We start from the raw sequence: 26820 nt of genomic DNA, 5'->3' as shown, positions 1-26820 counted from the left end.
CTCCTTTCAATCGAGAGCAATAACTGAACGCCCTCGATTAACAAACAAACACAATTCAAACATACAACCCCGCCCCCTTTACAACAGTGCCAATCGCACATACTTGTTCCTTCACCACACACTTCAACACACAAACTTCGACTCTTCGCCGCGCATGATAAGTTAGCCTCACCCACTCAGAACACCCCCATACTGACTACCGGCTAGAACTTACATTATGCAATCCAATACCCCTACGACGCGTCACTCGGACGAACTTCAAAAACAACATATTGCAACAACTCTCAACAACTTCATTGACAACACGCACGCGGTCGAAACACTGAATTGGGAATGGGACCAACTGCTGACTTCGGACGTCGGAAGCACCGGTTTCGACCAGATCCACCGCAATGCCAGAGTTTCTCTCTCTATTCTTCTTCGCCACCCCGGGTTTGCTGCCATTCGGCGTCGCCGTTCAATCCCGGAAACGGCAATCTTTCTGGTTGATCAAAACAGCCGCTTCTACTTTTCTTATCAAAACATCGTCGGACATGACGAAAAACCCGCCACCCGTTTTGTTTCCCCTCACAACATCACGGCCGATGTTGCCCACCTTAGTGACTTTGTCCAGGATTTGAAGTTGCTTGGCAGCGCAGCACGATCAAGTGGTGGCTGGGTGACTTCCGGCGAGAATATTCTTGTCGGCCAATGGTTGCGCTTCCATGGTCTGCAATTACCAGGAAACGAAAACGAGACCAGAGGCCTGATTGATCTGCTCAACTTTTCGACACTGCCCGAGGCCCCCGAGTATGGTAATTATTGGGAATTGCTGGACGCGCCCGATGGATCGCCTTTCAAACTTGACGACAAACAGCGCGCCATCATTGCTCAGGTCACCGAAACGTTGACGGGGGGAGATGAGTCTCTCACCGCAACCTTCGGCGGCCACCTGATGCTTTCCAGCACTTCCGTTGATCCATTGCCTGTCAGCGTGGATTACCGGATACAAAGACTGCTCGATACTGCCGTGTGGAGTTCGGAACACGCTCAGGATTATATCCACGCGTTGGGCTGGTTTCCTGATACGGCCGGGGAGGCGCCGATACGGAGAGTTGTCGAACAGCTGTTGATTGCCGCCATGCTGCTCGACCTCGACCCAGCCCTCGACATTGCCAGCACTCACTTTGCCGGTTTCGACCTGTACGCCCCCGATTTCCTCATGCGCCCTCCTTCCGCCGTTCGCGCACAACTCGAACAGCATCTGATCGGCGAATTGAGTCTCCATCCGTTGTTCGCTCCTCTGGTGGCGCAGTGGGTCCTCGGAGGAATGGCCCCTGAATATCTGTTTCCCCATTGGCCTGGCGCAGTGAAGATCGGCACACCCGCCTGGGTGATCGGCACTCAGGCGGTACACCTCGTCGAGGCATTGATCCCCGGAGTCTCCCGCAAGATGAGCTATGAACATCTGTTGGGCTTCGGACAATCCGCGAAGGCCATGCCGTTGCTGTCGTCATTACAGAAACATGCGGCGGTTGACCCGGTGATCAACTGGGCCGTAATGAACAGACTTGTTTCTCGAAATACCGACAGTTTCGTCAGTCAGGCCTCCATCACCTACGCCACTAGCGAATACAACCGGCATCTGGACAAGATACTGAGCGCCGCCGAGAAGTTTTCCAGCCCCCTGCCTGATCGCAAGCAGCTTGCCTTGAAGGAGCTGAAGTCCAGTGTTCCGGAATGCGACCCCGAAGAACTGTTGGTCAAACACCGCGGCAGCGGAGGTGGCGGCGGACGTAAAGTGTCTGTGCTGGATCTATACATGGGGGATGAACTTCACACTCGGGATTGGAACCGTATCCGGGGCAACAGTATCTATGAATCGCTTCCGGGACTGGACGCTCTGTTTCCCGTCCAGGAGCTTTATGAAACGGCGATTTCAGACTACTTCAGTGGTATTACCGAAGCCCTGGCCAGCAATATAGAAGTCGCACTTTCAAAAGTGCTCCCGGAAGATGCCGGCGACCTGGAATACGGCGCGCTGGGTATCTACGCCCTCCAGACAATCGAATACCGACCTGAGTCGGCCTCCGGCCGCCCGGGTGTCACGGTGCCTGCCGCCGAACTGCCAGGCAAAACAGGCCGTTACGGCGTCATTATCTGCACGCAATATGCTCATAACAGAGTGGCCTGTTTTGAATTGTTCCCCATGAGAATGGAGTGTCGATACAACCGGGACCTGGAACCGTTTCTTGCGCCGTTGGTATCAGGAAATTACTACGACCTGGATACTCGCTTCGCCGACAGGAAAAAACTCGAAAACGTACCGATAGACATCCAGGCTTATCAACAAAACGTCGATCCGAGGGATACCGCAAAATCCAGGTTTTATCTGCGCAAGATCGGTGAACTCAAGGCCCCGACAGGAGAGGCTGACCCGGATTATCCGACACCGTTCTTCCGCTCGCCGCGCAAGGAAGCTCTGAGCAAACTCATCGCCGAAAAAAACCCCTACATCACCGAAAGTGAAATTCGCCAACTGGGTCTGCACCCTACAACACGCGAGCGAGCGATCGCCAAGACCGAAGCCATCTTCGACGTCATTCTCAACCTGATCATTCCATTCAAGGGTTGCGTGGAAGGCCTCTTCTCCGGCGATCAGAAGAAGCAAGGCGCCGCCATCGTCGACTGCGTGGTGGACGCCGCAGCGCTGGCTATCGTCTTTGCAGCCGTGCCCGCGAAGATAGCCAGTGCCACCGCCAAAGGCGCGAGCGCAGCCACTCGGCTGCTTTCCGCTTCCCGAGTGCTCACAAGCACGACGCTGGGCCTGTTCAATCCCGTGAGTGGGCTACCTCAGTTGATCAAGGGCACAGGCAAGTTACTGGGCCGCAGCGTTTCTAAACTGAGCGCCTCGACACTTTCGGTGACTCGCCAGGCGCGCCAGCAGTTGCGTTACCTGACAGGCGCAAACAGCTACGACTTGCTCAAGGCCCTTGAGCATACGGGCTCGGCTGCGCAAATTCGCATGAAGCTCGACACCGTATCGCATGCCCGGACCCTGTTTAAAAGCGACAGTATCCAAACGACTCAAGAGATTGTTGCGCGCCTGAGCGAAAAGAATTTCACGTTGCCAAAAGGAGTAACGGAGAACGAACTGCAGCACTTGACCAACAACGCGGTGAAAACCACCGCGCTGCAATCCTCTCAGGCGAACTCATTGCAGTCGCTGATCGGCCGTACAGCGCTGGAAGAATTGACGGGCGCCTATATCGCCAGCCACCCGATCCGACTTTTCGATACGAAAATCACAGCGCGTGATTATGTCGAAACACTGGACGTCCTTTTCGGGCTTGAAAGCAAAAAAGCCCACTACATGAAAGGCTATCAAGAAAACGTCTTGAAACTTGACCTGGGTAAAGCGCCTTATACCGACGTCCTGCCAGACTCGATCTTCAATCCTCTCAACTACACCGACCCGACACACAGAGCGGCCGCCTGGATGCTGAACGGCTCGAGCTCTTCAGGCAATGACTTCAACAACATCACAAGCCTTCTTCGAGAGTATGCAGGCAACGGCGCATCCTTGATCGATCCGGGTGTTATCAAGGAAATCCACCGTCGACTCGTTCCTGAGGCAGTTGGAAGAGTTCGCGATGCAGGCTTGTCGACGAAATATGGAAGCAGCCCCACCGGTTTTTCGCTGTTGGAGCAACACTTGCAAAAACTGGACTTGACCCATCCGCACCTCGACAAACAGTTGTTGGCGGCAGTGGTTGGATTCCAAGGCTTTGGTGACGGTAACGGCCGGACGGCCAGTGCGTTATACGCCATCATTCAACTGCGAGAAAACCGATTCACTGCCATGCCTCCTCATGTGTTCAGTGTACTCAACGGCATATTCTGATACTTGCCCGTGCCCCGTTCGCCGGGGCACGGCATACATTGATATGCAGATGAATCTACGGGTACAACAAGTATCCCGCACTGACCGCCAGCAACAACGCCATCACCCGATTGAACAACCGCATTCCCGCCGGGTTGCCGAGATAGCCGCGCAAGAACGTCCCGGCATAGGCCCAGCACCCGACCGACAGATAACAGATCACCAGATACACCGCCGCAAACTGCCACACCAGCCGCGCCTCGCCATCGGCGACAAACGCGCCCATGCCCGCCACGCAGGCCAGCCACGCCTTGGGATTGAGCCATTGCATCACTGCGCCATAGAACATCGACGGTGCCCTCCCCGATTCTTTCGCGTTCAACCGCCCGTCATCGGTGGCCAGTTTCCAGGCCATGAACAGCAGAAACGCCACCCCGGCCAGTTGCACCACGCGGGTCAGTGACGGCCACAGTTTCAACACTTCGTGAAGCCCCAACCCCATCAACACCAGCAACAGCACAAACCCCAGCGTCGCCCCGGCCACATGCCGCTGGCTGGCGCGAAAGCCAAACTGCGCACCGGAGCTCAACGCCACAATATTCACCGGACCCGGAGTAATGGACGCGGCCAGTGCAAACGCCGCCATCGACACAATCAGACTCATCGCACACCTGCTTCAAATCGAGGAACAAGGCGCTCACAGTAGCCAGCACACATCGGGCAGTATTGAAGGAAATTACCCCCGCACGCGCAGACCCACTACGCTCTGGCTATGCAATTACTCTCGACCTGGAAGTCTGCCTTTGATGATTCTGATTCTGTTGCCCTCCGCCGATTACGACCCGACCGAAAGCAGCGTGCCGTGGCAGGCACTTTGCGACGCAGGAATTGAAGTGCGCTTTGCCACCCCGCAAGGCTTGCCCGCCCACGCCGACCCACGGTTGGTGGACATCGGTTTCGGCCTGCTGAATTCGATGCTGATGACGCGCAAAGCCGACCTTCACAGTTACACGCAAATGATCGAGTCCGAAGCGTTCAAGCAGCCGCTGGCCTATGCCGATGTCGACACGAACCGGTTTGACGGTTTGCTGATTCCCGGCGGTCATGCCAAAGACATGCGCACGCTGTTGGAATCTACACAGGCCCAGCAGATCGCCCTGCAATTTTTCAAGGCCGAAAAACCCGTGGCGGCGGTGTGTCATGGCGTGTTGTTGCTGGCCAGAACACTCGATCCGGAAACCGGGCGTTCGGTGTTGTTCGGGCGCAAGGTCACGGCACTGCTGGCGGCAACCATGGAGTTGCCAGCGTGGCTGATGACCGCTGCGTGGCTGGGGCGTTACTACCGTACCTACAAGCAGACCGTCGAGGCAGAAGTGAAAACCGCACTGGCCAGCAACGCCGATTTCATACGCGGGCCGCTCATTGCCAAACGCGACCAGGCAGAGAACCCGCAAATCGGTTTTGTGGTACGCGACGGCAACCTGCTCACGGCCCGCTGGCCCGGCGACTGCCATCGATTCGCTGCCGAATGGGTGGCCTTGTTGCAGGCCACCCGACGCGAACCGGTACTCAGTCCAGACGCGGCACGGTGAAGCGGAATTCGCTGCCCCGCCCCGGCTCGCTCTCGGCCACAATCCGCCCGCCATGGGCCTCGACAATGCCCTGTGTGATGTAAAGACCCAGCCCGGTGCCGTTCGGATTGCCTTCCTTCACTGTCCAGTAACGGTCGAACACATGCGGCAAGTGATCCTTGGGAATGCCTTCGCCGCTGTCGCGTACGCTGAATACGATCTCGTCACCGACCGATTTCGCGTGTACGTCAACCTTGCCAAGGCGCGGCGTGAATTTTATCGCGTTGCCGACCAGATTCGACAGTACCTGGAACAGCCGCTCGGGGTCGGCATGAATATTCAGATCGGGATCGGCCTCGAAGGAGATGCTGATGTCCTTGTCCAGCGCCAGCGGCGCGAGCAGTGATTGCGCCTCCTCGAACATCTGCGCGACATCGAGTTTCTGCGGCGCGATGGTGTAGCGGCCGGCGTCGATTTTCGAGGTATCGAGCAAGTCTTCCAGCAGCGTATTCATACGTCCGGCCGCTTGTTGCATGGTGTCGATGGCGGTCGAAATGCGCCGCGAGGTGTGCGGCCCGTCCGAGCTGAAAGCCTTTTGCATCATGCCGCACAGCATGGAAATCACGGTCATCGGGTTGCGCAGGTCGTGGGACACCACCGCCACCAGCTCGTCGCGAGCACGCACCGCTTCCTGCTCGCGGCGCACTTGACGGGCCAGATCATTTTCCAGGGCCGAGCGGCGCAGGTCATTGGCGGCAAACAGATCGCCGTGGCTCCACTTGGTGGAAATCCCGGCCATCTCGATCTTCCAGATTTCGAACGAGGTACGCGGCCGCAAGCGCAGGCCGACGTCGGAATTTTCCAGATCCAGCGGTTTGCGCGGGTCGCCGCTCCAGTTGATGTTCTCTTTGACCTCCGGGCGGAACCACAGCACGCCGTTGTCCACCGGTTTGGGCAGGCTCATGGCGAGCACGCCGCTGGCGACCTGCTGATACTGCGCGGCCGGCGGATAGACGCTGGCCAGGTGATGACTTGAGAACACCGGCTCGCCACGCTCCTGCAACCACTTGTGCAGCGTACGAATCGCTTCCGGCTCCGGGCAGCTGCCGTAACGGTGCAATTGCTTGTCTTCGATGATCGCGATGCCGCCGGCATTGGCGAGCGCCATCAAGACTTCAGGCTGATTGGCCAGGCCATCGAAGACGTTCTGTGGCGAATCGATCATCGCCTGATTGAGCAGCGTCAGCGCCTCGACCTTTTCCTCGCGCTGACGGCTGACTTCCAGCGCTTCCATCGCACTGATCTGCAACGACAGCACCTGGCCGATGGTCTGGCACGCCGTGCGCAACTCATGGGGTACGTGCAGTGGCTGACGGTTGCCGCAACTGATCAGGCCCCAGAGCCGGTCACCCTTGAGCAGGGAAATGCTCATCGAGGACAGTACGCCCATGTTCTTCATGTACTGGCAGTGGATCGGCGACACGCTGCGCAATGTGGCGAAGCTCAGGTCCAGCGGGGTTTGGGTGTCCGGGCGCAACTTGGGCACCAGCGGCACCGGTTGGTAGTCGGCGTTCGGGATGATCCGCAGCCAGTTGGTGCGGTACAGCTCGCGGGCCTGCTCGGGGATGTCGGAGGCCGGGAAAAACAGACCGTTGAAGACTTCCATCGACGGATCGGACGCTTCGGCGATGACCTGACCGTGGCCCTCGTCTTCGAAGCGATAGATCAGCACCCGGTCGTAACCGGTCATGGCCTGGATTTCCTTGACGCTGATGTCATACAGCGCCTGCAGGCTCTGGGCCTTTTGCAGGCGCGCGAGCATCCGCCCGAGGTGAGTTTCGGTGCCGGCGACGTTGCGCGGCTGGAAGTTTTCGACGTGGATTTCCAGCTCCAGAATCAGCACATCCTGATGCCGGTGCAGCAAGCCTTCGAACGCGGTGCCATTAAGGCGAAAGTGCAGCGGCGGCGCATCGGACAGGCTCGGCTGTTGCAAGGCCTCGCGAACCTGCGCAGCGTGGGCATCGCCGATCAGGCTTTGCAGCGGCTGGCCGATCAGCTCTTGCGCCGGACGGGCGAGCAAGGTCTCGACGTTGGCGCTGATCTGGATGATCGAAAGGTCTGGCTCGCTCAGGGTCAGCAGCAAACCGTGCGGCTGGATCGCGCCGGGAAAGCGGATCGGCTCGTCGGCGCAGTTCGCCAGCAACTCTTCAAAAGCTTCTTTGTCTTGCGGGGTCATACCAGAACCTCCTGGCTTTCGAGCCAGCGCTCGAAACAGCTGAATGTGGTGTGGGCGGCCGCCACGACGGCTTCACGCTCGTCGGCCTCCATCGGGCGACTGCCCAGGTATTCGATGAAATCGCGCCAGCGCCGGCCGGTGGCAGCGCCGTAGATATCCAGAAACGCCGCGCCGTTGTCCGCACCCAGGCTCAGTCGTGCGGCGATTTCCCGGCGCAGGATCTGCCCGCCGAGGGTCGCACCTTCCAGGACGTACAGCACGCCGAGACAGGCTGCGGCGGAGTCGATGGCGGGCAACTGGCGGCAGATCGAGAAGTCCCTGTCGTTTGCGCCCAACGCTTGCAGGTCGCGTTGCAGGGTCGGCGCCTTGAGGCGCGAAACCAGATCGAAATCGGCGGGGATCGCGCCGCTGTCCTGCAATGCGCTTTCCAATGGCTGATAGAAGCCGTAATAGGCGCGCATCAATCGCTCGAAAGCGTGCAGATCAAGGGTGTCGGAGAAAAAGGGAAGGCGTTTTTCCAGTGCAATGTGCAGTTCGGCCGTGCCGGCGCGCAGGTCCTGCAACACCGGTGGTACATAAACCTCGCGGGCCTTTGCTTGCATGTAGGTCGCTCGTACAGTGGGCCGCCTGGGGCCATGGGGGAATGGAAAAGCGTGGCGCGAAAGCTTACACGGCAATTGTCCTTTCTGACCCGGCAGATGGTTTTTCTGGCGGATTCATCACCCTGTGACGGTTTCAGAGTTGACGAGACGGCAGAAAGTTCGAACGGATTCACGCCCGACCATGCTGTACCGCGACACTACTGCGTGACTGTACGGTTCAGGCCCGCGCGAGCGCGTGATAAAAATATCGCTCCTGCCACCGGAGCCCGCACCATGGATCTCGCCACCCTTTCCCTGTTTCTGCCCGCCTGTTTTGCCTTGAACATGGCACCCGGCCCGAACAACCTGCTGTCGGTCAGCAACGCCACTCGTTACGGCTATCGTCGCGCCTGTGTGGCGGGTGTCGGACGGTTGCTGGCGTTTGCCGGGATGATCGCACTCGCGGCAGCAGGGCTGGCGGTGGTGCTGCAAACGTCCGAGTTGTTGTTCTATGGGATCAAGATTGTCGGCGCGGGGTATCTGTTGTATCTGGCGTGGCAGCTGTGGCGGGCGAATCCGGCTACCGAAGACGCCGTTACGGCGCCGGCAAGTGGACTGCTGGCGCTGGCTCGTCAGGAATTTCTGGTGGCCGCAGGCAACCCCAAGGCAATCCTGATCTTCACCGCGTTCCTGCCGCAATTCGTCGACCCGACCCGCGCTATCACCCCGCAATTCATGCTGCTGGGCGTGCTGTTTCTGCTGTTGGAATGGATCGCCATCAGCGCCTACGCGTACATGGGCCTGCACATGCGCCGCTGGTTCGCCGAGCCGCGCGGCAAACGGATCTTCAACCGTTGCTGCGCGGGGCTGCTGTCGGCGGCGGCTTCGGTGTTGCTGATGGCGAAACGGGCCTAAGCTTCGGACGGGCCTTTGAGTTCGACCTGATTGCCGTCCGGGTCGAAACAGTACAGCGACAGGCCGTAGCCTTCGGCGCCAAAGCGGGTGGCGGCCTTGTCGACGGTCAGGCCGCAGGATTGCAAATGACTGACCAGCGCCGCTTCATCGAACGGCTCGATGCGCAGGCAGAAGTGATCGACATTGCGCCGTTCACTACCGGCAGCGGCGCCGCCCTTGCGGCCGATTTCGCCGTCGAGGTCAACCAGATCGATCATCGACGTGCCGGCGCGCAGGTGCACCAGGCCGAATTTTTCGTTGCGCTTGACCACTTCGGCACCGAAGACCCGGTCGTAGAAATCAATGCTGCGTTGCAGATCGGCAACGCGCAGCACGATGTGATCGATGTGTTGAATCGTGAACGGTGGCATACCTTCATTTCCCGAGTTGTAGCGACCCGATCACTGTAGTGCAGCGGCCCGAAAATTCACTGTCGATTTTTCGGTGGAGCCATCGAATAACTGGTTTTATCCTCGGCTCATGAACATACAAGCCGCTGTCCTGCCCCCTCGCGCCGAAATGGTTCGCGCCATGCTCGCAAGCGACACTGCCTATGAAGGCGTGTTCTTCACGGCGGTGAAAACCACCGGGATCTTTTGCCGCCCGACCTGCACGGCGCGCAAGCCGAAACCGGAAAACGTCGAGTTCTTCGCCCACGCTGACGACTGCCTGTCTGCCGGCTACCGCGCCTGCCTGCGCTGCAAACCGCTGGACGCGGCAGCCATCGCCCCGGACTGGGTACAACGGCTATTGAAAGCCGTCGACGCCGATCCGGAGCTGCGCTGGAGCGATGCGCAATTGCTCACCGAAGGCATCGAGCCGCTGAGGCTGCGGCGCTGGTTCAAGCAGCATTTCGGCATGACGTTTCATGCGTGGCTGCGCACCCGTCGGCTCGGTGTAGCACTGGGCGGGATCAAGCAAGGCACGTCCATCGACCACGCGGCGTTCGATTCCGGTTATGAATCCCTCAGCGGTTTTCGCGATGCGTTTCAGAAGTCATTCCACATCACGCCAGGACGCGCAGCGACCAGCGAACCGCTGCTGTTCACCCGGTTGACCACGCCACTGGGGCCGATGATCGCCATGGCCGAGCGACGCGGGCTGGTATTGCTGGAGTTTCTTGACCGCCCGGCGCTGACCCGGGAAGTCGAGGAACTGCAAAACCGCTACGGTTACGTTGTCGCGCCGGGGCACAACGCGCATTTGCAGCAGATTGAAAATGAGCTGGCGCTGTACTTCGCCGGCAAGCTGAGCGAATTCAGCGTGCCGCTGCACCTGCCCGGCAGCGAGTTTGCCCGTCAGGTCTGGGCCGAGCTGCAGCAAATCCCCTATGGCCACACCAGCACTTACGGCGCCATCGCCACGCGACTGGGCAAACCCGGCGCCAGTCGTGCGGTGGGGCTGGCCAACGGTCACAATCGGTTGTCGATCGTGGTGCCGTGCCATCGAGTGATCGGTGCGGACGGCTCACTGACCGGTTATGGTGGTGGGCAACCGCGCAAGGCGTTTCTGCTAAGACTGGAAAACGCCGCTGTGCAGCTCACGCAACCGCTGGCTTTCTGACCAACGACAAGAAGGGATTTCGATGAACGCGCTCGACACACAGTTTCACCAGTTGCACCACGATGGCCTGCTGATCCTGACCAACGTCGCCGACGCCACGGGCGCGCGACTGGTTGAGCAACTCGGCGGCAAAGCGGTCGCCACCAGCAGCGCCGCGGTGGCCTGGGTCCATGGTTATCCGGATGGCAACACCCTGCCGCTGGAGCGTTTGATCAGTACTGTGGAATCGATTGCCCGTGTCATCAAGGTGCCATTGAGCGTGGACATCGAGGCCGGTTATTCCGATGACCTCGACCGTGTCGCCGAGGTGATCGATGCGGTCGTCGCCGCCGGCGCGGTCGGGATCAACATCGAAGACGGCAGCGGCACGCCGGAACTGCTGGCGCGCAAGATCGAAGTGGCGCGGCAAGTCGCCGACAAGCGCGATGTGAAACTGTTTATCAACGCACGCACGGACGTTTACCTCAAAAGTCTGGTGCCGGCCGAGGATCGCGTCGCCGAAACCCTGCACCGCGCGGCGCTGTATCAGGCAGCCGGGGCCGATGGTTTGTTCGCCGCTGGCGTGACGTCCGCCTACGAAATCGAAGCCATCTGCAAAGGCACGACGCTGCCGGTCAACGTCCTCGGCTTCGCTTGCCTGCCTTCCCCCGATGAGTTGAAAACCCTCGGCGTACGCCGCTTGAGTGCTGGCTCCGGCATCGCCGAATTCCTTTACGGCGCCATGGGCTCACTGGTGAAAAGCTTCCTCGCCAGCGGCAAACTCGATACCCATGACCTCAGGGCCTTCACCTATGGCGAAGTCAACGGTCTGCTGAAGTAAGCCATGCCCGATCCCTACCAACCGGCCAGCAAGTTTCTGGCCAGCCTCGACGCCGATTGGCAGCGCCACATCGCTGCCATTGGCACTTGCCTGCATCAACCGCATCCGGCGCGCGATCCTTATGAGTCGCTGGTGCGGGCGATTGCCTATCAGCAACTGCACGCCAAGGCGGGTGATGCGATTGTCGGGCGGCTGGTGGGGTTGTTTCCCGGGCAGTCGTTTCCGCGTCCGGAGCAGATTCTTGCCACGGATTTTGATCGACTGCGCAGTTGCGGCTTTTCGGCGGGCAAGATTGCGACGATTCTGGGGATTGCTCAAGCGACTCTGGACGGTGTGGTGCCGGATTACTCGACCGCGCTGGCAATGGAGGATGAAGCGCTGATCGAGCGGTTGGTCAGCCTGCGCGGGGTTGGGCGCTGGACTGTGGAGATGTTGCTGATCTATAGCCTGGAGCGGCCGGATATTTTGCCTGCGGATGACTTTGGTGTGCGCGAAGGGTATCGGCGGTTGAAGGGGTTGGAGGTGCAGCCTGCGCGCAGGCAGATGATTGAGATCGGGTTGGAGTGGAGTCCGTTTCGGACGGTGGCGGCCTGGTATTTGTGGCGGGTTCCGAAAAGCCCCTCATCGGAACGCCGCCCGCCTAGCCCTCTCCCGGAGGGAGAGGGAACCGATCCGGGGATGCTTGAGAAGTACGCCGACCTGAAACAGCACCTGTGAATCCATAGACGCCAAGACGTGAGCGAATCCATAGTCGCCAAGACGTTGGTGAATCCAGGTGGCTAAGACTTTGGTGAATCCATAATCGACTCGGACGCTCAGGTCGATGTATAGCGTAAGACACCTCGGTCGGCTCCCTCTCCCTTTGGGAGAGGGCTGGGGTGAGGGTGGCTTGGGCTACAGACCGGATTTCAGCCGACTGAACGCCCGAATCAACGCCCGATTGAACGCCTTCCCATTATCATTCTTGCTATACAACGAAGCCCTCACCGCCTGCGGCGGATAAGTCCCCGGATCATTACGAATCGCCGGATCAATCAACCCGTCCGCCGCCGTAATCGCATTGGCGTAGTGAATGGTGTCAGTAATCGGCGCAATCACCTCGGGCGTCATCAAATAATCCATCAATGCCAATCCGGCCTCGGGATGCGGTGCATCCTTGGGAATGACCATCGCATCGAACCAGAGCAACGTGCCCTCCTTCGGAATCCGGTAATTCAACTTGAACGGCTTTTTCGCCGCTTCAGCCTGGCCCGCCGCGATGGCAACGTTGCCGTTCCACGACATCGCCACGCAGGTGTTGCCGTTGGCCAGGTCGCTGATGTTCAGGTCATTGTCGAAATAGCGGATGTACGGGCGGATCTTCGCCAGTTGCTGTTCGGCGAGTTTCAGGTCATCGAGGCTTTGGCGGTTGATGTCCAGGCCCATGTACTTCATGACCGCGGCGAATACTTCGTTTGGATCGTTGAGCAGGCTCACCCCGCAATCGGCAAATTTCGACACCACCGCCGGATCGAACAACATCGCCCAGCTGTCCCGTGGCGCCTCCGGCAGGCGCTGCTTCACGGCCTCCTCCTGATAGCCGACGCCGGTGGTGCCCCAGGCGTAGATCCCGGCGTAGCGATTACCCGGATCGAATACCGCCATGTGCTGACGGAATTCGTCTCCCACCCCGGCAAAGTGCGGGAGCTGCTGCTTGTTCAGCGTCTGGATAGCGCCGCTCTCGATGGCCCGCGACAGGTGCTGGCCGGCCGTCAGCACCAGGTCGTAGCCGCTGCGGCCAGTCAGTAATTTGGTCTCGACGGTTTCCAGCGAATCGAAGTGATCGGCGACCACCTGAATACCGGTTTTCGCCTCGAAATTCTTCAGGGTGTCCGGGGCCAGGTACTCGCCCCAGATATACAGATTGACCACCGGTTTCGCCGGCTCGGCGGCCTGCACACACAGGGGTGCAAGCACCAGCAATAACGCTTTACTCAGTTTGTGCAGGCCCATGGTCAGGCTCCTTTTTTCTGACCGGCGTATTGCGGCATGGTGATGCACGCGACGTTGCCGCCACCGAGCAGGATTTCCCGGGAGTTTTCGATGCCGACGATCTTGTGTTGCGGGAACAGTTCGGCGAGGGTCGCCAGCGCCACCTGATCGTTGCGGTCTCCGAACAGCGGCACCACGATCGAGCTGTTGCCGGCGTAGTAGTTGATGTACGACGCACAGATTTGGGTGCCGGCCTGGCGGGTGTGGGTGCTGTCCTGCTGATCGAGGCCTTCGGCTTCTTCGGCGGTCCACTCCAGCACGTCCGGTTGCGGCAGCTTGTGCACGATCAACTCGCGGCCACGGCTGTCGCGGGTGCTGCGCAGGATGTCGTAGGCCTCCTGATAGATTTCCCACTGCGGGTCGTCGCGATTGTCGGTCCATTGCAGCACCACTTCGCCGGGGCGCACGAAGCACGCGAGGTCGTCGACATGGCCGTCGGTTTCGTCAAACTTGCAACCGCGTGGCAGCCAGATCACTTGTTCGGCGCCAAGGTAATCGGTCAGCCGGCGGGTCACTTCGTCCTTGCCCAGGTGCTGGTTGCGATTGCGGTTGAGCAGGCATTGCTCGGTGGTGAGGATGCTGCCCTGGCCGTCGCTCTGGATGCCGCCGAGTTCGGCGATCAACGAGGCACGATAGCGGTCGAAACGTTCGATTTCGAGGATCTTGCTGGCGATCTGATCGTCCTTGTCCCACGGGTAGTAGAGCCCGCCATCGAGGCCGCCGTAGGCGTTGAATTCGAAATCGACGCCACGCACTTCACCGCTCTGATCGTTGACTACAAAGCACGGGCCGCTGTCGCGGAACCAGGTGTCGTTGCAGGTCATTTCCACCACCCGCACTTGCGGCGGCAACTGGCGGCGGGCATTGGCGAACTGGGCCGCCGAGGCGCAGACCGTCACCGGTTCGCTGTGGGAGATCGCGGTGACGATCTGCACCCAGACTTTCTGCGCCGGTTTGGCGCCGTTGCGCCAGACGTCGGTGCGCTCTGGCCAGCCGAGCCAGCAACCGGACTTTGCTTCGAATTCGCCGGGCAGTCGGAAGCCGTCCTGTTTCGGGGTGGTATCGAGCAAACGTGCCATGGTCAAACCTCGTCATCGGGATGGGAATGACCTCAGGCTACGGTTGCGGGCGGTCGGCCCGCCAACGATGATTATTTCGGAACAGTTGAATTCAACTCATCAATCCGCCAGTTGATCGTTGAACCATTCCAGCATCTGCGCCACCGCCGGACGCTCCAGCCGCACCCGCTCGCAGACCAGCGCGTATTGGCCCAGCGCGGTCATGCTGGAGGTGAACGGCCGCACCAGACGACCGTTCTGCAAATCCTCCTGCGCCGTGAGGTTGTCGCCCATCGCCACGCCCTGCCCTTGTGCGGCGGCCTCCAGCGCCAGGCCGGCGTGGGCGAAATACAACTGGCGCTCCGGGCGCAGGTCGCCGGCATGGCTGGTCAGCCACGCGGTCCAGGTCTTGCCGTCCTGATCGTCGTGCAACAGGCAATGGCGGGCCAGATCCTTCGGGGTTTTCAGAGTGCCCTGGTTGAACAGGCCGGGGCTGCACACCGGGAAGAACTGCAACGCCGGCAACGGGCGGACGAAATACGCGCTGCTGTCCACCGGACCGGTGCCGTAAGTGATTGCCAGATCGATATCTTCGCCGGGTGCGGTGGCGTCGATCGGCTGTTCGTAGAGGTGCAAGGTGATGTGCGGATAACGCGCGTAGAAATCGGTGAGACGGTTCATCAACCACTTCTGCGCGAGTTCTGCGGTGACCGCCAGCCGCAACACCGCAAGCGAGGACGGATCGCGCAATTCATCGCAGGCATCGCCGATCAGTTCGAAAGCCTGTTGCAGGCTCTGCATCAAGCGCCCGGCGGCGATGGTCGGGCGAATCTGCCGACCCTCGCGGATGAACAGCGACACGCCGAGTTGCTCTTCGAGCTGGCGGATCTGATGGCTGACGGCGCTGTCGGTGACGCACAGCTCGGCGGCGGCACGACCGAAATGCGCGTGGCGGGCGGCGCATTCGAAGGTTCGCAGGGCGGCCAGGGAAGGTAGTCGGCGCATGGGTTTTTGATCCCGATTTTTTGCGCCATGCTGACCGGGCTTTTCGCGGGCGTCCAGTTGCACCGCGTTATCGTTCATCTTCGGCAAGCCGCCTTCACAGTCTTTGACAGTTTCTCGACAAAGCTGCCAAAGATTGCCGGCCGCCACCTCACTAGCATGGGCGCATCCAAATCCCTATCAGGTGCCCCATGCAGGTTTCGTTACGTACCCTTTCGTTTTCCCTGACCTCTCTTTGCCTGTTGCTGGCGAGCGATTCTCTGCGTGCCGCCGACTGGAAAACCACCTTGCGTGCCGGTGCGGTCAGCGCGCCGCGTTACAGCGGCAGTGATGAGCGCGTGACAGCGCCGCTGGTGGGTGTCGAAATCGTCAGCCCTTACGGTGTGTTTCTCGACAGCAGCCGAGGCCTCGGCTGGGGGTTCGACGAAGAGGATTTCGGCCTCAGCGTCTACGTCGGCGCCAGCGACGTGCGCAAGGATCGCAAGACCGGCTACAAGGGTTCCGACGAGCTCAACGGCATGGGCTCGATCAAGTCGCGTCCGGTGATCGGACTCGACGGGACTTATCACATGGGCCCGATCATCCTTGGCGCAAGTTTCGAACACGCGCTGGAAAAGGATAACGATGACCACGACACCGGCTCAGCCTGGAATCGCCTGAAGCTGAGCATCAGCGCCCCGTTCTACGAAGGACGGTTCGGCAAGGTGGTCGGCGGCCTCAACAGCCAGTTCGGTGACAGCAACTACATGCGCACCTGGTACGGCGTCAGTGACGCACAGGCCTCACGCAGCCAGTTCCGGGCATACAAGACCCGGGGCGGCCTGGTCAGTCGCGGGGCGGATCTGACCTGGTCGCTGCCACTGGACGAACAATGGAGTGTGTCGACCGTCCTGGCGGTGCAGTATCTGGGCAACGAGGCGGCGGACAGCCCGATTGTCGAGCGCCGGATGCAGACGTCCGTCGTCGGTCAGGTGGCCTACAGCTTCTGATCGCGGTCAGAACAGCTCGCTGAACGGAATGAAGCGCAGTGGATCACCCATGCGCAAGGTGCTGTTCTCCGGGATCTCCACCAGCCCGTCCGCCCAGGTTGCGCCGAGCAGTACGCCGGAGCTCTGATTCGGATACAGCGCCGCCTGACCGCCCTCCAGGCGCACCCGCAGGTACTCGCGACGGCTGCCGGGTTTCGGCCAGTCGAATCCGGCGTTCACGGTAAAGCTCAGCGGCATCACCTCTTCCACGCCTTGAATGCGCAGCAGGTACGGGCGCGCCAACAGGCCGAACGTCACCAGCGCCGAGGTCGGATTGCCTGGCAGACCGATCACCGGCACTGTGCCGAAATGCCCGACCGTCAATGGCTTGCCGGGTTTGATCGCGAGCTTCCACAGCAGCGGTTTGCCGTTGTCGCGCAGCACCTGGCCGAGGCAGTCGGCATCGCCGGCGGACACGCCGCCCGTGGTCAGAATCAGATCGGCTGCCACTTGCAACTGCTCAAGCTTGAGCCGGGTCTGCGCCGGGCGATCCGGAAGAATCCCGGCGTCGATCACCTCGCAACCCAGTTCGCGCAACCAATGGCCGAGCAAGATGCGATTGCTGTTGTAGATGCTGCCGGGACGCAGCGGTTGCCCCGGTTCCACCAGCTCATCACCGGTCGACAGCAATGCCACTCGCGGGCGACGGACCACCGGCAGATGAGTCATGCCCTGCCCCGCGGCCACCGCCAGTTCGAACGGGCCAAGGCGTTTGCCGGCGCGCAGCAAGGTGTCGCCGACACGGTTCTCCTGGCCCTGGGCGCGGATGTTCTGGCCGACCTTCAGCGGTTGCAGAAACCGTACTCGGCCATCCTCCAGCACTTCGACATTTTCCTGCATTTCCACGCAATTGGCGCCGGGCGGTAAAGGCGCCCCGGTGAAGATCCGCGCGCAGGTGCCGGGCAACAAGGCGTCCGGCGCCAGCCCGGCATAGACCCGCTGCGACACGCTCAATGGCTGGCGGTGCAGATCGGCGAGGTTCAACGCGTAACCGTCCATGGCGCTGTTCGGCCACGGCGGCAGGTCGAGGGTGGCGACCAGATCGCTGGCCAGCACGCGTCCGCGCGCTTCAGTGAGCGGCACCGATTCGCTGTCCGGCAGACGTTGTTCATCGGCCATCGCCAACAGTTGGTCGAGGGCGTCCTCGACCGGCATCAAACCCGGCTTGCTCATCCGCGCGGCCCACAGGCTTGCACCGATTTGAGGTGCGGGACGAAGTTGCACGGGCGGTGACGGTTATCCAGTTGCTCGGCAAGGATGCCTTCCCAGGCCGTGCGGCACGCGCCGGTGGAGCCCGGCAGGCAGCACACCAGTGTGCCGTTGGACAGGCCCGCCAGCGCGCGGCTTTGCACGGTCGAGGTGCCGATGTCGAGAATCGAGATGGCGCGGAACAGTTCGCCGAAACCGTCGATCTGTTTGTCCAGCAGGCACGCCACCGCTTCCGGGGTGCTGTCGCGGCCGGTGAAACCGGTGCCGCCGGTGATCAGCACCACTTGAATGCCGTCGTCGGCAATCCACTGCGCGACCTGGGCGCGGATCTTGTACAAGTCGTCCTTGAGCAGGTTGCGTTCGCTCAACGTGTGGCCAGCCTCCAACAGACGACTGACCAACAACTGGCCGGAAGTATCGCTGGCGTAATCGCGGGTATCGCTGACCGTCAGCACGGCAATATTCAAGGGAACAAACAGGGCATCCGCTTTAACACTCATGGCATTCTCCGGCATTCGCCAATTCAATTGGGCCAGAGCCTAAGTGCCACTTATCTAGACTGTCTAATCACTCTAACCAACCGCATTATCGATCCGCTCTATCGGTCATTTTTCTGCGAACTTCGACTACCGTCCGAGCCAATGAAATCGGCCATGATTGAATCCCTCGATAGCCTCTTCAACGCTTCCGATTGGACGTAAAACGCGATCAATGGGATCGTCACCGCCTGCGCTTTCCGTGCGCCGTACGCATCTGCGTCAATACTCAATCAAAATTCTCAATCGAGCAGGTGCCATCGTGGACATCAAACAACTCAAGTTCCTGATTGCGCTGGACGAAACCCGCCACTTCGGCCAGGCCGCTGCGCGCTGCCACATCACCCAGCCGACCCTGTCGATGCGCCTGCGTAATCTGGAAGACGAGCTGGATCTGGTACTGGTCAATCGCGGCCAGCGCTTCGAAGGTTTCACCCAGGCCGGCGAACGCGTACTGGCCTGGGCCCGCACGCTGCTGGCCGCCCACGACGGGCTGTTCGCCGAAGCCGCTGCCTGCCGCGGGCAACTGGTCGGCAGCCTGCGCCTGGGGCTGGTGCCGCTGAGCAACTTCAATCCGGTCAATTACATTCAGGGTTTGTCCGCGATTTATCCGGAGCTGAAATACAGCCTGTCGTCGCTGAGTTCCAACGAAATCATCGAAGGCCTGGGCAATAATCAGCTGGACCTGGGCGTGTGTTATCTGGATCACGTCAACCCGAACTATTTCGATTTCTTCGAGATCGGCGAAACCCGCGTCGGCCTGCTCTACGACACCCGCCACTTCCATTTCGAAGGCCCGGAAATGAGCTGGGAAGACGCCGCTGAATTGCCGCTGGGGATGATCACCACCGGCATGCATTACCGCAAATCCATCGACTTGAGTTTCCGCAGTCGCGGCCTCAACCCGCAGCCAATCATGGAAAGCGATTCGACCTATCAACTGCTGCAGGCGATTCACCAGGGTTTCTGCTGTTCGATCATGCCGCTGGACAGCGGCCTGGAAGAGCCGATCGAACATCTGGCGTTCATCAATTTGCCGGATGCCAGCGTACTTGCGCCGTTGGGGCTGGTGATGCGCAAGACCGAACCGCGCTCGGCGATTGCCGAGAAGTGTTTTGCCGAGGCGCGCAAGATGTTCGGGATCGAGACGCCTGCCGAATAAATGTGTTGAATGTCAGGCCGCCATCGCTGGCAAGTCGAATCGTCGCACCGCAGCTCCCACAATGATCGAGGTGATCGCAGTTTCGGATCCGCCGCATAACCCTGTGGGAGCTGGCTTGCCAGCGATGAGACCAGATCAATCAATACAAATCCATAATGTGAAAGCCGTCATCGACCAATCCAATCACTGCATCGGAACAAGCGATTGGACGCACTTTTCCGTGCCCCGTAGCCTGAACTCACTTCAGCGCTTCGGGGACTTTCAAGATGCTGTGCCAAGTTGAACAACTCATCGAACCGGGCGACGCCAACGCCCCCGCGCCACAACCGGCGCAAGTGGCTTATCGCGAATACCTCGACTACGCGCCGGTGTCCCACGCGGCGCTGGCGGCCGAAATCGCGTTGGCCATCAGCTATAACGGCTTGAATCAGGCCGTGATGATGGTCTCTCCGGGCAACATCGAGGACTTCATTCGCGGCTTCAGCCTGAGCAATGCCATCGTCGACCGCCTCGACGATATCCACGACATCCGCCTGACCCATTTCGACCAGGCCTGCCAGGCCGATGTACAGATTTCCAGCCGTGCATTCTGGGCGCTGAAAGATCATCGCCGGCAGATGGCCGGCACCAGCGGCTGCGGCCTCTGCGGTGTGGAAGCCCTGGAGCAGGCGCTGCCGCAACTGGCGATCCTGACGCCGACGTCGTTGCCACCGGCCGCGCATTTCGACGGCATCCGCCAACGCATCGAACAGGCCCAGCAACTGGCCCGCAGCAGCGGCGCCCTGCACGCAGCGTTGTACTTTGACGCCGACGGCGAAGCGCTGCTGTGCCGCGAAGACATTGGCCGGCACAACGCCCTCGACAAGCTGATCGGCGCCCTGCAATTCGAAGGCCTCGATGCGCGTCAGGGCTTCGTCGTGGTCACCAGCCGTTGCAGCCTCGAACTGATCCACAAAGCCGTGCGCGCCCGCCTCGGCACCCTCGTCAGCCTGTCCGCCCCCACCGCGCTGACTGTGCGCTGGGCACTCAAACACCGCTTGAACCTGATCCACGTCCCGCACCGCAACGCCCCCCGAATCTACAGCCCGATCCAGGAGCCAACCCCATGAGCGACACCCTCACCCACCTCGACGATCAGGGCCGCGCCAACATGGTCGACGTCAGCGACAAAGCCGCGACGCGCCGTGAAGCAACGGCCCAGGCCTGGGTGCAGATGCGTCCGCAAACCCTGCAAATGATCCAGTCCAACGGCCATCCCAAGGGCGACGTCTTCGCCGTGGCGCGGATCGCCGGGATTCAGGCGGCCAAGCGCACCCACGAACTGATTCCGCTGTGTCATGCGCTGCTGCTCAGTTCGATCCACGTCGAACTCAAGGCCTGCGAACCGGACCGCGTGCAGATCACCAGCACCTGCCGCCTCACCGGCCAGACCGGCGTCGAACTCGAAGCCTTGACCGCCGCCAGCGTCGCCGCGCTGACGATCTACGACATGTGCAAAGCGGTGGACCGGGCGATGGTCATCGGCGACATCCGCCTGCTGAGCAAACAGGGCGGCCGCTCCGGCCATTTTCAATGGGAGAACCCGCAATGATTCTGATCAACTACTTCGCCAGCTACCGTGACCGGCTCAATCTGGGCGGTGAAAAGATCCCGGCCAGCAGCGCCCTCGCCTGTGTCGAGGACGTGCGGCAGATGCTGATGCAGCGTGGCGATGTCTGGCGTGAGGTGCTCGGCGCCGGCAACCTGATGTGCGCGGTGAATCAGGAGCTGTGCCAGCCAGATCAAGTGATCGAGGATTTCGACGAGATTGCGTTTTTCCCACCGGTTACGGGGGGTTGAGACATGGGGGTGCGAGTTCAACGTAAAAGCTTCGATGCCGGTCAGTTGATTGCCGACCTGCATGCGCGCAATCCACGGGTGGGTGCGGTGGTTAATTTCATTGGTTATGTGCGCGATCTGAACGTTGGGCAGTCGGTGACCGAGCTGTTTCTGGAACATTATCCGGGCATGACCGAGAAGGCTCTGGAACAGATTGCCGAACAGGCCCGCGAGCGCTGGCCGTTACTGGCGGTGGAGATTGTGCATCGGGTCGGCGCGCTGTCGGTGACCGAGCCGATCGTGTTTGTTGGCGTCAGCAGCAAGCATCGGCATGCGGCGTTCGAGGCCTGTGCGTTCATCATGGATGTGCTCAAGACGCGTGCGCCGTTCTGGAAGCGGGAGACCACGCCTGAGGGGGCGCATTGGGTCGAGGCGCGGGAGAGTGATCAGAATGCGGCGGTTCGCTGGAGTCTGGCGCATGCCTGAAGATTGAAAGCCCCTCACCCTAGCCCTCTCCCAGGGGGAGAGGGGACCGATTGGGGGATGCTTGAGAAATACGCCGACCTGAACTCATAGCGTTGAATCCGAATAACAGCAGTGTGCTAAATCCATAATCGACTCGGATTGCCAGGTCGATGTAGGACGGAAGACACCTCGGTCGGCCCCCTCTCCCTCCGGGAGAGGGCTGGGGTGAGGGCAAGGCAGACGCCACAAATTCATGAAAGCCTGATTAGATAGCATCTCCCGCCGATTCAAACGTGGAGCCACACTTGAGCGAAACGCCAAAGGACCTGCCCCGCCCACAACCCATCACCCTGCGCCAAGCCTGGCCCTTCTGGCTAAAACTCGGCTGCATCGGCTTCGGCGGCCCCGCCGGGCAGATCGCGATCATGCATCAGGAACTGGTGGAGCGCCGGCGCTGGATCTCCGAACGACGTTTCCTCCATGCGCTCAACTACTGCATGTTGCTGCCCGGCCCCGAGGCCCAGCAACTGGCGACCTACATCGGCTGGCTGCTGCACCGAACTCGTGGCGGCGTGCTGGCCGGGGCGTTGTTTGTGTTGCCGTCACTGCTGATCCTGATCGCCCTTTCGTGGGTGTACATCGCATTTGGCGACGTACCGGTGGTGGCCGGGGTGTTTTACGGGATCAAACCGGCGGTGACCGCGATTGTGTTGCACGCGGCCCATCGCATCGGCTCGCGAGCCTTGAAGAACAGCTGGCTGTGGGCGATTGCCGGGGCAGCGTTCGTGGCGATTTTCGCCTTCAACGTGCCGTTCCCGCTGATCGTGCTCGGCGCGGCATTGATCGGCTATTTCGGCGGACGCTGGGCGCCGCAGCGGTTCAACAATGGCGGTCATCGTGGCAGCGAAAAGTCCTTCGGCCCGGCGCTGATCGATGACGACACGCCACCGCCCGAACATGCGCGATTCAGCCTGCCACGACTGCTGCGTCTGATGCTGGTCGGTGCGTTGCTGTGGTGTCTGCCGATGGCGCTGCTGACGGCGCTGTTCGGTTGGAACGGCACCTTCACGCAGATGGGCTGGTTCTTCACCAAAGCGGCTTTGCTGACGTTCGGCGGTGCTTACGCGGTGCTGCCCTACGTGTATCAGGGCGCGGTCGGGCATTACGGCTGGCTGACGCCGACGCAGATGATCGACGGCCTGGCCCTGGGCGAAACCACGCCGGGGCCGCTGATCATGGTCGTGGCATTCGTCGGGTTCGTCGGCGCTTACGTGCAACCGACGTTCGGCCCGGAACATGCGTTCGCCGCTGGCGCGCTGGCGGCGACGCTGGTGACCTGGTTCACCTTCCTGCCTTCGTTCCTGTTCATCCTCGCCGGCGGGCCGCTGGTGGAGTCGACCCACAACGAACTGAAGTTCACCGCACCGCTGACCGCGATCACGGCGGCGGTGGTCGGGGTGATCCTCAATCTGGCGTGTTTCTTTGCTTACCATGTGTTCTGGCCCCAGGGGTTCGCCGGGCAACCCGACGTTTTTGCGCTGTTGCTCGCGGCGGCGGCAACTCTCGGGCTGTTCGTTTTCAAGCGCGGAGTGATCGAAGTGTTGATCGTTTGCGCCCTCGTCGGGCTGGGGTTTCACCTGTTGCGCTGATCCGGGCGCTTGCCATGCCCTTCGGAATCAGGCGTTTACTTATCCGGGAGTTCCCCCTTACTATCCAGTCACACCGGCATGGCGGGACACTCCCGCCGCCGACGTTTTCCGCCAACGGAAACACGCGTCATGAGCACGTCACTACAACAATCAGAATCGTTGAACGTCTCTGCACTGTGCGCCCTCCTTCACAGGGGCCGCGCATGAATCGCATCGTCAATCTCCCCATGGCCCTGAGCCGCTCCAAGTTGCGTCACTCCGCACGCCCGCCGGATATCTGCCTGCCCGTCTGATCGCGCCGGTAAACATCGCGACAGCCCCCTTCTTTTCGATATCCCTGCCAGGACGCCCGCGCCTTTTGCCGAGCTGCGTCCGGCCCGAATCTGCGCGCCTGTGCGGCGCCATCGTGAGTGATTGATTATGAAATTCGCAGCCATTGAAGACGCCCGTCATTTTCTCGATCAAAACCCCGACATCGACATGATCGAGCTGTTCATCCTCGACGCCAACGGTGTGCCACGCGGCAAGCTGTTGCACCGCGAAGAACTGCTCGCCGTCTACGAAAGTGGTCGCCCGCTGCCGAGTACCATCCTTGGTCTGACCGTGCACGGCGAAGACGTGGAAAACTCCGGTCTGGTGTGGGACGTCGGCGATATCGACTGCCGCGCCTACCCGCTGGAAGGCAGTCTGGTGCGCCTGCCGTGGCGGCAGATTCCGACCGCTGCGGTGCAGGTCAGCATGCACCCGGAACAAGGCATGCCGGCGAGCATTGCCGACCCGCGTCATCTGTTGATCAAGGTCATCGACCGCTTGAAAGCCGAGGGTTACCACCCGGTGATGGCCTGCGAGCTGGAGTTCTATCTGCTCGACGCCAAACGCGATCACAACGGTCGTCCGCAACCGGCGCTGGATGCCGACGGCGGTCGACCGAGGCACACACAGGTCTACGGTTTGCGTGAGCTGGAACAGATCGAACCGTTCCTCGCCGACCTTTACAGCGCCTGCAAACTGCACGGCATTCCGGCGCGCACGGCGATTTCGGAATACGCGCCGGGCCAGGTGGAAATCACCCTCGAACACGGCGATGCACTCGAGGCGATGGATCAGGCCGTGCGCTACAAACGATTGGTCAAAGCCGTGGCGCACAAGCACGGGATGCAGGCGACGTTCATGGCCAAGCCGTTCGATCACCTGGCCGGCACCGGCATGCACATGCACGTCAGCCTCGCCGATGCCGAGGGGTGCAATCTGTTTGCCTCCGAAGACCCGGCCGGCACGCCGCTATTGCGCACGGCGATTGGCGGGATGCTCGCCTCATTGCTCGATTCGCTGCTGCTGTTCTGCCCGAACGCCAACTCTTACCGCCGCTTTCAGGCCAACAGTTATGCGCCATTGGCGCCGACCTGGGGCGTCGACAACCGCACTGTCAGCCTGCGCGTGCCCGGTGGCCCGGCCAACACCCGGCACATCGAACACCGCATCTGCGGCGCGGATGCCAACCCGTATCTGGCAGCGGCGGCGATCCTTGCCGGTATTCATCGCGGGATAAAAGAAGAGATTGATCCGGGCGAACCGGTGCAAGGCAACGGCTATGCGCAGGCGAAAGAACTGCTGCCGACTGACTGGCTGACATCGCTCACGGCGCTGGAAAAATCGGTGTGGGCGCGGGATGCGTTGGGACAGGAATTTCTTGGGGTTTATCTGGCGGTGAAACGTGCGGAATACCGGCAGTTCATGGCCGAAGTGGGTGAGCAGGACTGGCGCTGGTATCTGACCGAAGCCTGATCCTGAACATTCACTACTAACCCTTGTGGGAGCTGGCTTGCCAGCGATGGCGTCAGCACATCTAGCATTTTTGGTGACTGATCCTCCGCTATCGCTGGCAAGCCAGCTCCCACAGGGTCCGTGCACCGACTCCCGAATCTGGACACTGACATGACTGAACGCAGCAATTCCTACTACACCGCGACCCTCAGCCGAGAAACCGACTACCCGTCCCTGCAAGGCCGACACAAGGTCGATGTGGTGATCATCGGCGGCGGTTTCACCGGTGTCGCCACCGCCGTGGAACTGGCCGAAAAAGGCCTGAAAGTCGCCATCGTCGAAAGCCACAAGATCGGCTGGGGCGCCACCGGGCGCAATGGCGGTCAGGTCACCGGCAGCCTCTCCGGTGACGGTGCGATGCGCAAACAGATGCGCAATACGCTGGGTGACGAAGTCGACGATTTCATCTGGCACCTGCGCTGGCGCGGCCATGAAATCATCAAACAACGGGTCGAGAAATACGCGATCGATTGCGACCTCAAGCACGGCCACTTGCACGCCGCCTACAAGCCGAGCCACATGGCCGGTTTGCGCAGCGATTACGACGAAGCCGTGCGTCGCGGAATGAGTGATGAAGTCAGCCTGCTCGACCGCAGCCAAGTGCGTGATCTGCTGCAAAGCGACCTCTATCACGGCGCGATCAAGAACACCCGCAACATGCACCTGCACCCGCTCAACCTGTGCATCGGTGAAGCGCGAGCGGCGGAAAGCCTCGGCGCACTGATCTTCGAAAACAGCGAAGTGCTGGAGATCATTCACGGTGACAGCCCGGGTGTTCGCACGGCCCATGGCCAGATCGACGCCAATCAGGTGCTGCTGGCCGGCGACGTCTACCACAAGCTCGAACCGGGCCAGCTCAAGGGCAAAATTTTCCCGGCCATGGGCGGCATCGTCACCACCGAACCGCTGGGTGATCTGGCAAAGCAGATCAACCCTGAAGACCTCGCCGTCTACGACTGCCGCTTCGTCCTCGATTACTACCGCCTCACCGCCGACGGCCGCCTGCTGTTCGGCGGCGGCGCGAATTACAGCGGCAAGGACTCACGGGACATCGCCGGCGAACTGCGGCCGTGCATCGAACAGACCTTCCCGGCGCTCAAAGGGGTGAAGATCGATTACCAGTGGAGCTGCGCGATGGGCATCGTCATCAACCGCATCCCGCAACTGGGCAAGCTCTCGGACAACGTCTGGTATTGCCAGGGCTACTCCGGCCACGGCATCGCCACGACCCACATCATGGGCGAAATCATGAGCCGGGCGATCACCGGGCAGATGCAGCAGTTCGACACGTTTGCCGCGTGCTCGCACATTCGCGTGCCGATGGGGGATCTGCTGGGGAATCCGATGCTGGCCGCCGGTATGTGGTACTACCAGATGCTCGAAAAACTGCGCTGATTAATCCCTCAGCCGCATGCCGGTTTATGCATTGGATCGACTGTCCTCTTCGCGGG

23 protein-coding genes and 1 pseudogene are annotated in these 26820 nt (G+C 60.8%); 15 read left to right on the top strand and 9 right to left on the bottom strand.

What is annotated here, in order from left to right:
• Nucleotides 1-217: 217 nt before the first annotated feature.
• Complete coding sequence (locus JJN09_RS11665) at nt 218-3883, top strand: hypothetical protein (protein WP_249490254.1); 3666 nt, start codon at nt 218-220, stop codon at nt 3881-3883.
• Between the two features lie 55 nt (nt 3884-3938).
• Here the strand turns inward: JJN09_RS11665 and JJN09_RS11660 are convergent, their stop codons facing one another.
• On the bottom strand, nt 3939-4526 hold the full coding sequence (locus JJN09_RS11660; protein WP_249490253.1) for a LysE family translocator: 588 nt from the start codon (nt 4524-4526) through the stop codon (nt 3939-3941).
• A gap of 142 nt (nt 4527-4668) precedes the next feature.
• Here JJN09_RS11660 and JJN09_RS11655 point away from each other — a divergent pair, with 142 nt between their 5' ends.
• Complete coding sequence (locus JJN09_RS11655) at nt 4669-5454, top strand: type 1 glutamine amidotransferase domain-containing protein (RefSeq protein ID WP_249490252.1); 786 nt, start codon at nt 4669-4671, stop codon at nt 5452-5454.
• Here the strand turns inward: JJN09_RS11655 and JJN09_RS11650 are convergent.
• Both JJN09_RS11650 and JJN09_RS11645 read right to left on the bottom strand, forming a co-directional pair.
• Complete coding sequence (locus JJN09_RS11650) at nt 5432-7669, bottom strand: ATP-binding protein (RefSeq protein ID WP_249490251.1); 2238 nt, start codon at nt 7667-7669, stop codon at nt 5432-5434. The genes JJN09_RS11655 and JJN09_RS11650 overlap by 23 nt on opposite strands.
• Nucleotides 7666-8271 carry a biliverdin-producing heme oxygenase gene (locus JJN09_RS11645; RefSeq protein ID WP_249490250.1) on the bottom strand — a complete coding sequence of 202 codons (606 nt, stop codon included), beginning with the start codon at nt 8269-8271 and terminating at the stop codon, nt 7666-7668. Before JJN09_RS11645 ends, JJN09_RS11650 begins: the two co-directional genes overlap by 4 nt.
• Before the next feature lie 273 nt (nt 8272-8544).
• Here JJN09_RS11645 and JJN09_RS11640 point away from each other — a divergent pair, with 273 nt between their 5' ends.
• Nucleotides 8545-9165, top strand: coding sequence for a LysE family translocator (locus JJN09_RS11640; RefSeq protein ID WP_249490249.1), 621 nt, complete (start codon nt 8545-8547; stop codon nt 9163-9165).
• Here JJN09_RS11640 and JJN09_RS11635 read toward each other — a convergent pair.
• Nucleotides 9162-9575: a VOC family protein gene (locus JJN09_RS11635; RefSeq protein WP_249490248.1), complete on the bottom strand. Its 414-nt coding sequence runs from the start codon at nt 9573-9575 to the stop codon at nt 9162-9164. The two genes, JJN09_RS11640 and JJN09_RS11635, sit on opposite strands and share 4 nt — an antisense overlap.
• A gap of 109 nt (nt 9576-9684) precedes the next feature.
• On the opposite strand from JJN09_RS11635, the gene JJN09_RS11630 reads away from it, so the two are divergent.
• From JJN09_RS11630 to JJN09_RS11620, 3 genes and pseudogenes are all read left to right on the top strand, one after another.
• Nucleotides 9685-10767, top strand: coding sequence for a bifunctional transcriptional activator/DNA repair enzyme AdaA (locus JJN09_RS11630; RefSeq protein WP_249490247.1), 1083 nt, complete (start codon nt 9685-9687; stop codon nt 10765-10767).
• A gap of 22 nt (nt 10768-10789) precedes the next feature.
• Nucleotides 10790-11587 carry an isocitrate lyase/phosphoenolpyruvate mutase family protein gene (locus tag JJN09_RS11625; RefSeq protein ID WP_249490246.1) on the top strand — a complete coding sequence of 266 codons (798 nt, stop codon included), beginning with the start codon at nt 10790-10792 and terminating at the stop codon, nt 11585-11587.
• A gap of 3 nt (nt 11588-11590) precedes the next feature.
• A pseudogene (locus JJN09_RS11620) lies at nt 11591-12202 on the top strand (DNA-3-methyladenine glycosylase); the annotation flags it as partial.
• Between the two features lie 279 nt (nt 12203-12481).
• Here JJN09_RS11620 and JJN09_RS11615 read toward each other — a convergent pair.
• From JJN09_RS11615 to JJN09_RS11605, 3 genes are all read right to left on the bottom strand, one after another.
• Nucleotides 12482-13579 carry an extracellular solute-binding protein gene (locus tag JJN09_RS11615; protein ID WP_249490245.1) on the bottom strand — a complete coding sequence of 366 codons (1098 nt, stop codon included), beginning with the start codon at nt 13577-13579 and terminating at the stop codon, nt 12482-12484.
• A 2-nt stretch (nt 13580-13581) separates the two neighbouring features.
• A complete protein-coding gene (gene aguA, locus JJN09_RS11610) occupies nt 13582-14697 on the bottom strand; it encodes an agmatine deiminase (protein ID WP_249490244.1) in 1116 nt (371 codons plus the stop codon).
• A 99-nt stretch (nt 14698-14796) separates the two neighbouring features.
• The gene (locus tag JJN09_RS11605) at nt 14797-15681 is read right to left on the bottom strand and encodes a LysR substrate-binding domain-containing protein (protein WP_207985767.1); all 885 of its coding nucleotides are present in this window, start codon (nt 15679-15681) and stop codon (nt 14797-14799) included.
• Between the two features lie 188 nt (nt 15682-15869).
• Here JJN09_RS11605 and JJN09_RS11600 point away from each other — a divergent pair, with 188 nt between their 5' ends.
• On the top strand, nt 15870-16667 hold the full coding sequence (locus JJN09_RS11600) for a MipA/OmpV family protein (RefSeq protein WP_249490243.1): 798 nt from the start codon (nt 15870-15872) through the stop codon (nt 16665-16667).
• 6 nt (nt 16668-16673) lie between these two features.
• Here JJN09_RS11600 and glp read toward each other — a convergent pair whose 3' ends face one another.
• Nucleotides 16674-17879, bottom strand: coding sequence for a gephyrin-like molybdotransferase Glp (glp, locus tag JJN09_RS11595; protein ID WP_249490242.1), 1206 nt, complete (start codon nt 17877-17879; stop codon nt 16674-16676).
• Nucleotides 17876-18415 (bottom strand): molybdenum cofactor biosynthesis protein B, encoded by a 540-nt coding sequence (moaB, locus tag JJN09_RS11590; protein WP_249490241.1) that lies wholly within the window; start codon nt 18413-18415, stop codon nt 17876-17878. The genes glp and moaB overlap by 4 nt, the downstream gene beginning before the upstream one ends.
• 298 nt (nt 18416-18713) lie before the next feature.
• Here moaB and JJN09_RS11585 point away from each other — a divergent pair, with 298 nt between their 5' ends.
• The 8 genes from JJN09_RS11585 to JJN09_RS11550 all read left to right on the top strand — a co-directional run bounded on the left by JJN09_RS11585 (nt 18714) and on the right by JJN09_RS11550 (nt 26764).
• Nucleotides 18714-19613 carry a LysR family transcriptional regulator gene (locus tag JJN09_RS11585; RefSeq protein ID WP_249490240.1) on the top strand — a complete coding sequence of 300 codons (900 nt, stop codon included), beginning with the start codon at nt 18714-18716 and terminating at the stop codon, nt 19611-19613.
• A 266-nt stretch (nt 19614-19879) separates the two neighbouring features.
• Complete coding sequence (gene fdhD / locus JJN09_RS11580; protein ID WP_249490239.1) at nt 19880-20722, top strand: formate dehydrogenase accessory sulfurtransferase FdhD; 843 nt, start codon at nt 19880-19882, stop codon at nt 20720-20722.
• Nucleotides 20719-21204, top strand: a complete 486-nt coding sequence (moaC, locus tag JJN09_RS11575; protein ID WP_249490238.1) for a cyclic pyranopterin monophosphate synthase MoaC — start codon at nt 20719-20721, stop codon at nt 21202-21204. Before fdhD ends, moaC begins: the two co-directional genes overlap by 4 nt.
• Nucleotides 21201-21452, top strand: coding sequence for a MoaD/ThiS family protein (locus tag JJN09_RS11570; protein WP_249490237.1), 252 nt, complete (start codon nt 21201-21203; stop codon nt 21450-21452). The genes moaC and JJN09_RS11570 overlap by 4 nt, the downstream gene beginning before the upstream one ends.
• Before the next feature lie 3 nt (nt 21453-21455).
• A complete protein-coding gene (gene moaE / locus JJN09_RS11565; protein WP_249490236.1) occupies nt 21456-21917 on the top strand; it encodes a molybdopterin synthase catalytic subunit MoaE in 462 nt (153 codons plus the stop codon).
• A gap of 284 nt (nt 21918-22201) precedes the next feature.
• Nucleotides 22202-23545, top strand: coding sequence for a chromate efflux transporter (gene chrA, locus JJN09_RS11560; RefSeq protein ID WP_249490235.1), 1344 nt, complete (start codon nt 22202-22204; stop codon nt 23543-23545).
• A gap of 420 nt (nt 23546-23965) precedes the next feature.
• Complete coding sequence (locus JJN09_RS11555) at nt 23966-25330, top strand: glutamine synthetase family protein (RefSeq protein ID WP_249490234.1); 1365 nt, start codon at nt 23966-23968, stop codon at nt 25328-25330.
• 150 nt (nt 25331-25480) lie between these two features.
• Nucleotides 25481-26764, top strand: a complete 1284-nt coding sequence (locus JJN09_RS11550; RefSeq protein ID WP_249490233.1) for an FAD-binding oxidoreductase — start codon at nt 25481-25483, stop codon at nt 26762-26764.
• Nucleotides 26765-26820 lie beyond the last annotated feature (56 nt).

Source organism: Pseudomonas sp. HS6 (assembly GCF_023375815.1).
Classification (GTDB): domain Bacteria; phylum Pseudomonadota; class Gammaproteobacteria; order Pseudomonadales; family Pseudomonadaceae; genus Aquipseudomonas.
The sequence above is the reverse complement of the archived record's forward strand: the minus strand, read 5'-3'. Positions and strand labels throughout refer to the sequence as shown.

Coding starts and splice junctions, on each gene's coding strand:
- JJN09_RS11665 (WP_249490254.1), top strand. CDS start 218: ATGCAATCCAATACCCCTACGACGCGTCACTCGGACGAACTTCAAAAA.
- JJN09_RS11660 (WP_249490253.1), bottom strand. CDS start 4,526: ATGAGTCTGATTGTGTCGATGGCGGCGTTTGCACTGGCCGCGTCCATT.
- JJN09_RS11655 (WP_249490252.1), top strand. CDS start 4,669: ATGATTCTGATTCTGTTGCCCTCCGCCGATTACGACCCGACCGAAAGC.
- JJN09_RS11650 (WP_249490251.1), bottom strand. CDS start 7,669: ATGACCCCGCAAGACAAAGAAGCTTTTGAAGAGTTGCTGGCGAACTGC.
- JJN09_RS11645 (WP_249490250.1), bottom strand. CDS start 8,271: ATGCAAGCAAAGGCCCGCGAGGTTTATGTACCACCGGTGTTGCAGGAC.
- JJN09_RS11640 (WP_249490249.1), top strand. CDS start 8,545: ATGGATCTCGCCACCCTTTCCCTGTTTCTGCCCGCCTGTTTTGCCTTG.
- JJN09_RS11635 (WP_249490248.1), bottom strand. CDS start 9,575: ATGCCACCGTTCACGATTCAACACATCGATCACATCGTGCTGCGCGTT.
- JJN09_RS11630 (WP_249490247.1), top strand. CDS start 9,685: ATGAACATACAAGCCGCTGTCCTGCCCCCTCGCGCCGAAATGGTTCGC.
- JJN09_RS11625 (WP_249490246.1), top strand. CDS start 10,790: ATGAACGCGCTCGACACACAGTTTCACCAGTTGCACCACGATGGCCTG.
- JJN09_RS11615 (WP_249490245.1), bottom strand. CDS start 13,579: ATGGGCCTGCACAAACTGAGTAAAGCGTTATTGCTGGTGCTTGCACCC.
- aguA (WP_249490244.1), bottom strand. CDS start 14,697: ATGGCACGTTTGCTCGATACCACCCCGAAACAGGACGGCTTCCGACTG.
- JJN09_RS11605 (WP_207985767.1), bottom strand. CDS start 15,681: ATGCGCCGACTACCTTCCCTGGCCGCCCTGCGAACCTTCGAATGCGCC.
- JJN09_RS11600 (WP_249490243.1), top strand. CDS start 15,870: ATGCAGGTTTCGTTACGTACCCTTTCGTTTTCCCTGACCTCTCTTTGC.
- glp (WP_249490242.1), bottom strand. CDS start 17,879: ATGAGCAAGCCGGGTTTGATGCCGGTCGAGGACGCCCTCGACCAACTG.
- moaB (WP_249490241.1), bottom strand. CDS start 18,415: ATGAGTGTTAAAGCGGATGCCCTGTTTGTTCCCTTGAATATTGCCGTG.
- fdhD (WP_249490239.1), top strand. CDS start 19,880: ATGCTGTGCCAAGTTGAACAACTCATCGAACCGGGCGACGCCAACGCC.
- moaC (WP_249490238.1), top strand. CDS start 20,719: ATGAGCGACACCCTCACCCACCTCGACGATCAGGGCCGCGCCAACATG.
- JJN09_RS11570 (WP_249490237.1), top strand. CDS start 21,201: ATGATTCTGATCAACTACTTCGCCAGCTACCGTGACCGGCTCAATCTG.
- moaE (WP_249490236.1), top strand. CDS start 21,456: ATGGGGGTGCGAGTTCAACGTAAAAGCTTCGATGCCGGTCAGTTGATT.
- JJN09_RS11555 (WP_249490234.1), top strand. CDS start 23,966: ATGAAATTCGCAGCCATTGAAGACGCCCGTCATTTTCTCGATCAAAAC.
- JJN09_RS11550 (WP_249490233.1), top strand. CDS start 25,481: ATGACTGAACGCAGCAATTCCTACTACACCGCGACCCTCAGCCGAGAA.